Here is an 11,220-nt window from a genome sequence, read left to right as displayed (position 1 = left end):
GCGAATCATTCAACACAGTGTCGTACTCATGCGACATAAGCGAGAACGACGGGAAGTACGCATGAGTACGAACAATGTTCATACCGACCCCACAGCCATTGGGGCGATGGAGGAAGCAGCGTCGCACGAGCACCTGCAGGTGCAGTCCGACGGTTCGGTGGTCGGCTACAAGGCGTCGCGCACGCTTCGGCTGCGTGTCGAGCTGGCCAGGCAGCTGCGCAGGCGACGGACCCAACTGATGCTCGGCCTGCTCGTGCTGCTGCCGATCGTGCTGGTGATCTCGTTCGAGATCGGACAGGCGAACCCGAACCGCAGGCAGGGCGGATTCGTCGACCTGGCGACCGCGAGCGCGCCGAACTTCGTGGTGTTCGCACTATTCGTGTCGGGCACGTTCCTGCTGCCGATGATCGTGGCGATCTTCTTCGGCGACACGATCGCGAGCGAAGCCTCGTGGTCGAGCCTGAAGTACTTGCTGGCGATGCCGATTCCCCGGAATCGGTTGATCCGGCAGAAGGCGATCTCGTCAGGGATCCTGTCGCTGTTCGCGCTGCTGCTGTTGCCGACCGTCTCGTTCCTCATCGGCGTGATTTGGTACGGCGCGGGGGAAGCCGTGAGTCCGACCGGGGACGCGGTGTCGTTCTCCGACGGTGTCATGGCCATTTACGCGGCGACGATCTATATAGCGGTGAACCTGTTGTGGGTTGCGGCGCTGGCCATGTTCCTGTCGGTGTCGACGGACGCGCCTCTGGGTGCCGTCGGCGGCACGGTGCTGGTGGCGATCGTTTCGCAGATCCTCGACCAGATCACGGCTTTGGAGGACCTGCGTAACTACCTGCCGACGCATTACGCGTTCGCCTGGTCGGACCTGATCTCCACCGACATCGACTGGTCGGAGATGACTCGGGGCGCTTTCTCCGCCGTCTGTTACGCGGCAGTGTTCGGCTTCCTCGCCGTCCGCAAGTTCACGCGTAAGGACATCACCAGCTAAGAGGTATCGACGATGTCTGCCGCGCTCCCGGTTCGTTGGGGGCGCGGCAGACTTTTTTGTCGTACCCCTGAGGCATCATCGCCACATGGCCTACGACAAGGAGTTGGCTGACCGGGTCCGCGAACTGATCGCCGGTGAGCCAGGCGTGACCGAGAAGCGGATGTTCGGCGGACTGGCGTTCCTGATCAACGGCAATATGTCCGTGACGATCAGCAGACAGGGCGGCTTACTTGTCCGGATGGATCCTGAGCGGGCGGACGCGCTGGTCGATGACGCTGACGTCACGCCGATGGTGATGCGCGGTCGGGAGCTCGACGGCTGGCTGCGGGTGTCCGCGGCCGTTGTCGATGCCGACGAGCAGCTCGCGGAGTGGGTCACTCGCGGTGTCGGCTTCGCGCGGTTGTTACCGGCCAAGTAGCGGAGGTCACCTCGGCCCGGTTTTGCATGACCATACATCGGCATGCATAATTGTGCTTGTGTCCAAGGTGCTCACTTCTCTGCCTGTCGGTGAACGTGTCGGTATCGCCTTCTCTGGTGGTCTCGACACTTCGGTAGCTGTCGCGTGGATGCGCGAAAAGGGCGCGGTGCCCTGCACCTACACCGCCGACATCGGCCAGTACGACGAGCTCGACATCGACTCGGTACCCGGTCGTGCCCAGTCGTATGGCGCTGAGGTCGCGCGGCTGGTCGACTGCCGTGCCGCGCTGGTCGAGGAGGGTCTCGCCGCGCTCGCGTGCGGGGCGTTCCACATCCGCACCGGTGGCCGCACGTACTTCAACACCACACCGCTCGGTCGTGCCGTGACCGGCACGCTGCTGGTGCGCGCGATGCTTGAGGACGACGTGCAGATCTGGGGCGACGGCTCGACCTTCAAGGGCAACGACATCGAGCGGTTCTACCGCTACGGTCTGCTGGCCAACCCGTCGCTGCGGATCTACAAGCCGTGGCTGGACGCGGACTTCGTGACCGAGCTCGGCGGCCGCAAGGAGATGTCCGAGTGGCTGCTTGCCCGCAACCTGCCATACCGCGACAGCACGGAGAAGGCGTACTCCACTGACGCGAACATCTGGGGCGCGACGCACGAAGCCAAATCGCTCGAGCAGCTCGACACCGGCATCGAGATCGTCGACCCGATCATGGGCGTGCGGTTCTGGGACCCGGACGTGCAGATCGCGACCGAGGACGTGACGATCGGCTTCGAGCAGGGCCGCCCGGTCTCGATCAACGGCAAGGAGTTCGCCACCCCGGTCGACCTTGTGCTTGAGGCCAACGCGATCGGCGGACGGCACGGCATGGGCATGTCCGACCAGATCGAGAACCGGATCATCGAAGCCAAGAGCCGCGGCATCTACGAGGCGCCCGGCATGGCGCTGCTGCACGCCGCGTACGAACGGCTCGTCAACGCGGTCCACAACGAGGACACCCTTGCCAGCTACCACAACGAAGGCCGCAAACTCGGCCGTCTGATGTACGAAGGCCGCTGGCTCGACCCGCAGGCGCTGATGATGCGTGAGTCGCTGCAGCGCTGGGTCGGCATGGCCATCACCGGCGAGGTGACGTTGCGGCTGCGGCGCGGCGAGGACTACTCGATCCTGGAAACCTCAGGTCCCGCGTTCAGCTACCACCCGGACAAGCTGTCGATGGAGCGCACCGAGGACGCGGCATTCGGCCCGGTGGACCGAATCGGCCAGCTGACCATGCGGAACCTCGACATCGCTGACTCCCGCGCCCGCCTTGAGCAGTACGCGGGACTGGGCATGGTCGGCAGCCAGCACACGATGCTGATCGCCGCATCCACCCAGACCGAGCTGATCGGCGAAATGCCCGAAGGCGGAGCGGAAGCAATCGCCTCACGGGGAGAAGTCCCGGCCGAAGAGGCCGAACTGCTCGACCACGCGGCACTCGAAGAAGGCAACGACTGACTGACGTGCAGCTACCCAACGGGTGTCGTACCCGTTGGGTAGCTTGCGGGCATGGTCACCGTTGAAGAAATCCGCGAGGTGGCGTCAGCCCTGCCGCGGGCCTATGAAGTGGTGGTGTACGACCGGATCAAGTTCCGCGTCGGACAGATCGTGTTCGTGGCGCTGTCGCGGGACGAGACAACAATGGGCTTCGGCTTCCCCAAAGAACTCCGGGATTCACTGATTGAAGCGGAGCCCGCGAAGTTCTTCCCGCCATCGAAGTCCGACGCCCGCTTCAACTGGGTCCAAGTCCACCTCAACGCGATAGACGCGGACGAGATGCGTGACCTCGTCACGGATGCGTGGCGCATGTGCGTGCCGAAGAAGGTGGCCGCGTCATACGACGCGCAACTGTGAGCTCTTCCCCGAATTTCCACTCCGACACGCCTGCGGCGCCGACAGATGCCCAAGCTCTCCGCCGGACCGGAGAGTCCGTCTGACCGGCCCAGGGCTTCCCCTCGGCCGACCGGAGTATCCCACCCGCGCAACCTGAGACTTCCCCTTGCCAGCCGGGAAGTCGCGTGTCCGCGGTGGCGCGGTGGCAAAAGCCTGCCGCGCCACGCGACCTTGCTTACTTGATGCCTGCGGCGTCCATGCCTCGGAGTTCTTTCTTCAGGTCGTGGATTTCGTCGCGGAGGCGGGCGGCTAGTTCGAATTGGAGTTCGCGGGCCGCGTTCATCATCTGGTCGGTGAGTTGGGCGACGAGGTCGGCGAGTTCGGCGCGCGGCATCTTGCTGATGTCGCGGTCAGACTTCACGCCGGAGCTCTTTCCGCCTGTTGCGGGGACGCCCTTCTCTCCGGTGGGTTTCTTGCCGCGAGAGGCGTTGCGGCCGGAGCCGCCGACAGCCACCTCGTTGTCGTCTGCTTCTTGGTAGACGCGGTCGAGGATGTCAGCGATCTTCTTGCGCAGTGGTTGTGGGTCGATGCCGCGTTCTTCGTTGTACGCGACCTGCTTGGCGCGGCGGCGGTTCGTCTCGTCGATCGCGTGCTGCATCGCGGCGGTCATCTTGTCCGCGTACATGTGCACTTGGCCCGAGACGTTACGGGCGGCGCGGCCGATGGTCTGGATGAGGCTAGTTCCTGATCGCAGGAAGCCTTCCTTGTCCGCGTCGAGGATCGCTACGAGGGAGACTTCGGGCAGGTCGAGGCCTTCGCGCAGCAGGTTGATGCCGACGAGGACGTCGAACTCGCCTATTCGCAGTTGCCGCAACAGTTCCACGCGACGCAGAGTGTCCACTTCGGAGTGCAGGTAGCGCACCCTGATGCCGAGCTCCAACAGGTAGTCGGTGAGGTCTTCGGCCATCTTCTTGGTCAGCGTGGTGACCAGGACGCGCTCGTCCTTCTCCGCACGCTCGCGGATCTCGCCGACCAGGTCGTCGATCTGGCCCTTGGTCGGCTTGATGATCACCTCGGGGTCGACGAGACCTGTCGGCCGGATGACCTGCTCGACGAACTCGCCGCCGGTCTGCCCCATCTCGTACGGGCCCGGCGTCGCCGAGAGATACACCGTCTGGCCGATCCGGTCCTGGAATTCCTCCCAGGTCAGCGGCCGGTTGTCCAGCGCGGACGGCAGCCGGAACCCGTGCTCGACCAGGTTGCGCTTACGGGACGCGTCACCCTCGTACATCCCGCCGACCTGCGGGACGGTTCCGTGCGACTCGTCGATGATCAGCAGGAAGTCCTCGGGGAAGTAGTCGATCAGCGTCGCGGGCGCCGACCCGGCCTCGCGGCCGTCGATGTGCCGCGAGTAGTTCTCGATTCCCGAGCAGAAGCCGACCTGACGCATCATCTCGATGTCGTACGTGGTCCGCATCCGCAACCGCTGGGCTTCCAGCAGCTTGCCCTGCCGCTCGAACTCGGCCAGCCGCTCCTCGAGCTCCTTCTCGATCGCGACGATCGCCTTCTCCATCCGCTCGGGACCGGCGACGTAGTGGGTGGCCGGGAAGATCCGCAGATCGTCGACCTCCCTGACGATGTCGCCGGTGAGCGGGTGCAGGTAGTACAGCTTGTCGACCTCGTCGCCGAACATCTCGATCCGGACGGCCAGTTCCTCGTACGCCGGGATGATCTCGATGGTGTCGCCGCGCACCCGGAACGTGCCACGGGCGAACGCAAGGTCGTTGCGCGTGTACTGGACATCGACCAACGCCCGCAGCAGCTGCTCGCGTTCGAGCTCCTGCCCGACCCGCACCTCGATGGACCGGTCGAGATACGACTGCGGCGTGCCGAGGCCGTAGATGCAGGACACCGAGGCGACCACGATCACGTCACGCCGGGAGAGCAGGTTGGACGTGGCCGAGTGGCGCAGCCGCTCCACGTCGTCGTTGATCGACGAGTCCTTCTCGATGTACGTGTCCGTCTGCGGGATGTACGCCTCTGGCTGGTAGTAGTCGTAGTAGCTGACGAAGTACTCGACCGCGTTGTGCGGGAAGAACTCGCGCAGCTCGTTGGCCAGCTGGGCGGCCAGTGTCTTGTTCGGCGCGAGCACCAGCGTCGGCCGTTGGATGCGCTCGACCAGCCAGGCCGCGGTGGCCGACTTACCGGTACCGGTCGCGCCGAGCAGCACCACGTCCTTCTCGCCCGCGCCGAGCCTGCGCTCCAGCTCGTCGATGGCCGCGGGCTGGTCACCGGCAGGCTGGTACTCACTGACCACCTGGAAGGTGCCAGTGGTGCGCGGGATGTCGCTCACCGGCCGGAACTCGGAGTGGGCGATCACTGGGTGTTCGGTCGCGAATGCCACGACAAAGACTCTATGCCCACCCACCGACAGTTTTGCATTGGCCCAGGTCAGGGGGCACAACCGTCACAACAGTCGCAGTGGCCGCAGCGGGTTTTGCCCACCTGCTTGGCGGTGACCTCGAAGGCGAGTTTCGCGAGCTCACTGTCGCCACCGCCGTGGGCCTCGTCGTCCTTCTTTTTCTTCTTTCGCCGTCCGGAGGCGTGCGCGAACGCCCGATCGACAGCGCGCTCAACCTCATCGGTCAGCAGGAGACGGACAAGCCGGTCATCGACGAACTCGACCTCGTCCAACGCAAGCCGTATCCCGAGCAACGCGTCGTCACAGTGCTCACGCGCCTCAACAGACGAAGTTCCGGTAACGGACAACGGGTTCCACGCATCCGTCGCCTGGTCCTCGACGGCGTCGACGATGTGAGCGATCCGCCCGAACAACCGACCTATCTCAGCCAAGGCAACGGCGTTCCCAGGCCGCCCGCTCACCACAGCGGTATGCGCGAACGAAGCAGCCGCAGCGGTTTCAGCCGGTTCAGTCACATCCAACAAAGCCGTAGCCGACGACTCGACGGTTGATTGCCGCGAGACGGCGTCCACCAAAACAGCCGTGTCGAAGCCAACCGCCGAACCTGACGAAGCCCCCTGAGCTGCCCAACGAGCGGCCACGAGTCGCGCCACAGCAGGCACGCGGCCTGCCCTCCCATCGCCGTCAGCAACGTGGTCAGCCACCTTGACCGACGCCAGTACCAACGAAACGGAAGCCGCCAACCTGGCACCGTCGCCTTGGGCAACGGAAGCGGACTGCATCGCGCGCAACGGGCAACGTCCCGCCGTACGCCGGGCAGACGTTTCCGACTGAGCCTCGACCAGTACCGAGATCACCAAGCCGTCATAGTTGGTGACGGTCCTCGCCAGCTGACCATGGTCATCGCGAAGCGCCAGGCAAAGCCCGCACAGGTGGGCAAGCCATGACGCGTGTAAGCGGGACAGCCGATGACGGCACGGTCTGATGATTCCGAACATCACAATCCCCCTCGATCAAACGCGGCCTTATCGGGGAAAAGCCCGGCGATGAGCGCTCGGCGACGTGCCACGCCGACGCGCGAAATGATGCCGAAGCGTGTCGGGATGGGCGAACCCTGACCGATGCGCGACGACGTCCACGGTCAAATCAGTGGTCTCCAGCAACAGTTCGGCGCGCTGCAACCGTTGCTCCAGCAGCCATCGATGCGGTGTCACGCCAGTGGTCGCCTTGAAATGCCTGGCAAAGCTGCGCCCAGACATCCCAGCGCGACGGGCCAGCACGTCAACCGTCAACGGCTGGTCCAGGTTCGAAGCCGCCCAGTCCATGACAGCGGAAAACCCCGAAGGGCTGACAGGAACAGGCATCTCGACGTATTGCGCCTGCCCGCCGTCCCGATGCGCGGGCACAACCATGCGGCGGGCCAACGCATTCGCGACCTCCGAACCATGCACGGTCCGTACGAGGTGCATGCACGCGTCGATCCCGGCAGCCGCGCCCGCGCTGGTCAACAGCGGCCCGTCGCTGACGTACAACACGTCCTCGACCACATCGACCGACGGGAAACTCTTACGTAGCAAAGAAGCGAACTGCCAATGCGTGGTCGCCCGGCGGCCGTCGAGGACACCAGCGCCTGCCAACGCGAACGCCCCGCTGCAGATGGACAACAAGGTGGCCCCCGCCTCATAGGCGGCACGAATCGCCGCGCCGATCGCGGGATCCAAAGGAGCTTCGAGATCCGGCCATGCCGGGATCGCGACAAGATCGGCCGACACGACCCGGTCCAAGCCGGACGGGACTTCCATGGCGAAGCCGGACGTCGTCGGCACCAACCCGGGACGCGGCCCGCAGATCGTGAAGTCGTAGCACGGCAAACCGTCATCGGACCGGTCAAGCCCGAAGACCTGGCAGAGAATGCCCAGTTCAAACCCGGCGACCCGGTCACCGACCACCGCTACGACAGACTTCATTGGCAGGATCTTCCGACATCTGGTCTTTCCTGCCAGTATCGCCGACGCCGCGCCCCAAGCACAGTGGAAACCATGGAATTCCCAGGACACGGGCCGTACGAAGTCGTCGCCGAACCGCCAAGCACCGGCGGTCAGCGCTGGGCAGGCGCCCCCTGTGCGCTGAAGGTCGGCAACACGACCTACCTCTCTTACAGGACAAGAGGTGACGGCGACCGTGTCGTCATCGCGAGGTCCGACGACGGCGTCCGGTTCGACACGGTCACCGAACTGACGGCGAAGGCACTGACCGTCCCGATGGTCGAGAAGTCACCGCTCACAAAGACGGAAAACGGTTGGCGGATCTACGTTTCCTGCGCAGAGCAAGGCACGAAAGCCTGGTGGATCGGCCTGCTCGAAGCGCCAACCCTTGAAGCACTGACCGAGGCGCCGATCCGGCGACTGGACTTCGGCGCGCCCGCGGTCAAAGACCCGGTGATCAGGCCGTACGGACAAGGCTGGCAGGCGTGGATCTGCGAGCACCCCCTTGATATCGAAGGCGCCGAAGACCGGATGTCCACGTCCTACGCCACGTCCGAGGACGGCATCACCTGGCAGTCACACGGCACAGTCCTCAGTGGACGAAAGGGGCACTGGGACGCGCGCGGCGCCCGGCTGTCGACGATCTTGCCGGACGGCCGCGCGGCCTACGACGGGCGAGCCACAGCAGCGGAGAACTGGTTCGAGCGCACCGGAATCGCGGTCCCGACAACCACCGGCTTCCGAGGCGGCGACCCGGTGGCCGACGTTCGATACCTGGAGTTCCTGGACGGCCGTTGGTACTACGAAGCCCGCCGCCCGGACGGCTACCACGAGCTGAGAACGTCCTAACAAGAACAGTCGCAGCCACAGGCGTCGCCGCAACTGCAGCAGTCACAGCAATCGCAACAGTCGCAATCGCAGCGGTGACACCATCCTTCGCGCGGCTCACCAGTCCACGGGTCGTGATACGGGTCGCCACAGCAGTACTGGCACGTACAGAACATGACCATGGCCAGGCCGCACGCGGCACCCCAACTGCGATCCGGCCGTTCCCAGCCCTTCTTCTGCCACTCGCCGTGCTTGTCCTCGCGCTTGTCCTTGCGTTTCGTCTTCTCATCCAAGGAAGGCCCGTGCACGTCGCCGAAAGCCCGCTTGACGGCGTGGTCAAGCTCGTGGGCCAGAAGGGCATGGATGAGTTTGTCGTCCACGAAGTCCGCCTCACGCAACGCAAGTCGCACACCGAGCACGGCGTCGTCGCAGATCCGACGGGTCTCCTCGAGCGAGGTGCCGGTCACGAGCAACGGGTTCCACGCGCCCTTCGCCCGGTCCTCCTCGATGTCCTCGACCGCGTCGACCAGGTGCGCGACGCGCCCGAAGAGCCGCCCAGCCTCGGACAGAGCGGCCACGTTCTGCGGACGGCCGCTCAGCACAGCCGTGTGCGCGAAGGCGGCCGCGGTCGCGGCCTCGGTCGGCGAAGTCGCCAGCAGCAAAGAGTCCCCACGACCGACTGAACGCTCGACAGCGGGTTGCTCGGCGACGGCATCCAACAGCACGGCCGTGTCGAAGCCGACCGCCGAGCCGGACGACGCGCCCTGGGCTGCCCATCGACCCGCGACCTTGCGTGCCGCCAAGGAAACGCCGCGACGGCCGAACAGTCCGTCCCGGTCCGCAACATGATCGTTGATCTTGGCGGACGCGAGGACCAGTGAGACCGAGGCGGCCAACCGGGCACCGTCACCCTGTGCGACGGAAGCCGTTCGCATCGCCCGAAGCGGGCAAGGTCCCGCCGTCCGGCGCCCTGAGACCTGCGACTGCGCCTCGACCAAAGCCGACACCACGAGCCCGTCGTAATTGGTGACGGTTCTCGCCAATTGCCCGTGATCGTCCCGTAATGCCAGGCAGAGCCCACAAAGGTGGGCGAGCCACGAAGTGCGCAGCCGGGGCGAAAGTCTGTGACGGCAAGGCCGGATGATGCCGAACATGAATGCCTCCCCAGATCATGAAGGACGGCATACTAACGGTTATCACCCGTTCGGACGCACAATCCCCCCGCTGCGGAGGGTGCGTTGATCCAGTCGGCGTAGGCACCATGACCAGGTGAGCTTCGACTACGCGCTACCCGTTGCCCGCCCGAGGATCAGCCCCGACACCGCGCCGCACGTGCACCCGCCCAAGGTGGAAACGTTCGACGTCAAGGCCATGGAGAACATCGACCCCAAGGGTTTCCGGCGCACGGTCGACGAATACCGCGTGGAAACGTTCGGCTTGTTCATGGCGCGCAAGATGGACGGCCACCGCGAGCTCGCATATATCGAATCGTGGCTTTTGCCCGAAATGGGTCTGCGGGTCAGTCACTGGCACACGCACCCCGGCGCGCGGCAGCGCGAGGACATCTACATCGACCTCGTCGACGTGGATCCCGAGTTCGGCGCTCGTGACGCAGCGCCAGGACCGGTGTGGCGCATGGTCGACATCTATCTGGACATCCACGTGTGGACCGGTGAGCGCCTCGAGGTCGTGGACTCCGACGAGTTGCTGGCCGCGCTCGGCGACCGCATGATCGACGCCGAAACAGCCCAGCGGACCCTTGAGAGGACGTACCGGACAGTCGAAGGCATCACTCGGCACGGCTACGACACGTGCGCGTGGCTGCGATCCCTCGGCATCGATCTGACGTGGCGAGACCAGCGAAAATACTGATTTCAACCAGTGTGGCGAAATCCCTACTCGCGGGTATTTGATCTTGTCAACCGCCGTTCAGGGTAACCGTCGACCGCTCACAGATCGATACCCGGTCGATCACAAGCCGTGATGTAACGAATGAAGACCGAGTGATCACGCAACGCGCCGTTCCGACTACTCTTCGGCCGCGTGGGCACGACCATCACCCCGCAGCTGGTCGACATCGTCGACACAGTTTCCGCGGTTCGCAGGTACTCGTCCGGTACGACCCGGCGCCTCCGGACATGCCAGGAGGAACGCTGGGGCCTTCGCGTGGAATGCCCCACGCCGGAGGATCCTTTCTTCGACTCCGAGGTGACGTGGCTACTGCCGGAGATCAACGTCCGGCTCACCCACCAACGCCCCCGATCGCGCCACGCGCGTTCCGGTCCGAGCGTGCTCACTTCCGCCCGGATCACGCGCGACGGCACATCGTGGCGTACCACGGATCTTCTGCTCGGCCTTGCGTCAGTGCCCGGATCGGCCGCACGGATCGTGCGCTGCGAGGAATTCGCCGCCGCGGTCGCCGGCCGGGTCCTGCGGACCGGTGACGCGGATCTCGCGTTGCGGACCGTGCACAAGACGCTCGAAGAGCTGAGCTACTACCGGCACGATCTGAGCGCTTGGCTGACCGGCCAACATGTTTTCGAGGTGTGGCCGCCGTACTGAGACAGATCCTCACCACAAACCCCCTGCGAATCGCCAATTCCTCGCAGGGGGTTTGTCGCGTCTTGGGGCGATTACACACCGAACCTGGCCACTCACCCCCTGCTGCCTGTTCTTTTACAACTTCTTGGCAACCGGCTT

Annotated in this window: 10 protein-coding genes and 1 pseudogene; 7 read left to right on the top strand and 4 right to left on the bottom strand. The window is 64.9% G+C overall.

Annotated elements, in window-relative coordinates; translation table 11 throughout:
* The first annotated feature begins 61 nt into the window (after window positions 1–61).
* The 4 genes from LWC34_RS02545 to LWC34_RS02530 all read left to right on the top strand — a co-directional run bounded on the left by LWC34_RS02545 (window position 62) and on the right by LWC34_RS02530 (window position 3,306).
* Window positions 62–988, top strand: coding sequence for an ABC transporter permease (locus LWC34_RS02545; protein WP_233722782.1), 927 nt, complete (start codon window positions 62–64; stop codon window positions 986–988).
* 85 nt (window positions 989–1,073) lie between these two features.
* The gene (locus LWC34_RS02540; protein ID WP_233722781.1) at window positions 1,074–1,406 is read left to right on the top strand and encodes a TfoX/Sxy family protein; all 333 of its coding nucleotides are present in this window, start codon (window positions 1,074–1,076) and stop codon (window positions 1,404–1,406) included.
* A 58-nt stretch (window positions 1,407–1,464) separates the two neighbouring features.
* On the top strand, window positions 1,465–2,910 hold the full coding sequence (gene argG, locus LWC34_RS02535; protein WP_233722780.1) for an argininosuccinate synthase: 1,446 nt from the start codon (window positions 1,465–1,467) through the stop codon (window positions 2,908–2,910).
* Window positions 2,911–2,961: 51 nt separating this feature from the next.
* Entirely contained in the window at window positions 2,962–3,306 is a 345-nt protein-coding gene (locus LWC34_RS02530) for an MmcQ/YjbR family DNA-binding protein (RefSeq protein ID WP_233722779.1), read from the top strand.
* A gap of 214 nt (window positions 3,307–3,520) precedes the next feature.
* On the opposite strand, the gene uvrB is transcribed toward LWC34_RS02530, so the two are convergent.
* From uvrB to LWC34_RS02515, 3 genes and pseudogenes are all read right to left on the bottom strand, one after another.
* Window positions 3,521–5,689 carry an excinuclease ABC subunit UvrB gene (uvrB, locus tag LWC34_RS02525; protein WP_308199953.1) on the bottom strand — a complete coding sequence of 723 codons (2,169 nt, stop codon included), beginning with the start codon at window positions 5,687–5,689 and terminating at the stop codon, window positions 3,521–3,523.
* A gap of 194 nt (window positions 5,690–5,883) precedes the next feature.
* Window positions 5,884–6,705 (bottom strand): annotated as a pseudogene (locus LWC34_RS02520) (DUF5685 family protein); the annotation flags it as partial.
* 27 nt (window positions 6,706–6,732) lie between these two features.
* The gene (locus LWC34_RS02515; RefSeq protein WP_233722778.1) at window positions 6,733–7,674 is read right to left on the bottom strand and encodes a helix-turn-helix domain-containing protein; all 942 of its coding nucleotides are present in this window, start codon (window positions 7,672–7,674) and stop codon (window positions 6,733–6,735) included.
* 72 nt (window positions 7,675–7,746) lie between these two features.
* On the opposite strand from LWC34_RS02515, the gene LWC34_RS02510 reads away from it, so the two are divergent.
* Window positions 7,747–8,541, top strand: coding sequence for a hypothetical protein (locus tag LWC34_RS02510; protein ID WP_233722777.1), 795 nt, complete (start codon window positions 7,747–7,749; stop codon window positions 8,539–8,541).
* Here LWC34_RS02510 and LWC34_RS02505 read toward each other — a convergent pair.
* Entirely contained in the window at window positions 8,538–9,674 is a 1,137-nt protein-coding gene (locus tag LWC34_RS02505; RefSeq protein ID WP_233722776.1) for a DUF5685 family protein, read from the bottom strand. The two genes, LWC34_RS02510 and LWC34_RS02505, sit on opposite strands and share 4 nt — an antisense overlap.
* A gap of 115 nt (window positions 9,675–9,789) precedes the next feature.
* Here LWC34_RS02505 and LWC34_RS02500 point away from each other — a divergent pair, with 115 nt between their 5' ends.
* Both LWC34_RS02500 and LWC34_RS02495 read left to right on the top strand, forming a co-directional pair.
* Window positions 9,790–10,392 carry a ribonuclease FAU-1 family protein gene (locus LWC34_RS02500; protein ID WP_233722775.1) on the top strand — a complete coding sequence of 201 codons (603 nt, stop codon included), beginning with the start codon at window positions 9,790–9,792 and terminating at the stop codon, window positions 10,390–10,392.
* A 171-nt stretch (window positions 10,393–10,563) separates the two neighbouring features.
* Window positions 10,564–11,082: a ribonuclease FAU-1 family protein gene (locus LWC34_RS02495; RefSeq protein ID WP_233722774.1), complete on the top strand. Its 519-nt coding sequence runs from the start codon at window positions 10,564–10,566 to the stop codon at window positions 11,080–11,082.
* Window positions 11,083–11,220 lie beyond the last annotated feature (138 nt).

It is taken from the genome of Kibdelosporangium philippinense (assembly GCF_021390435.2).
Classification (GTDB): Bacteria; Actinomycetota; Actinomycetes; order Mycobacteriales; family Pseudonocardiaceae; genus Kibdelosporangium; species Kibdelosporangium philippinense.
This window is presented reverse-complemented; position numbering and strand designations above follow the sequence as displayed.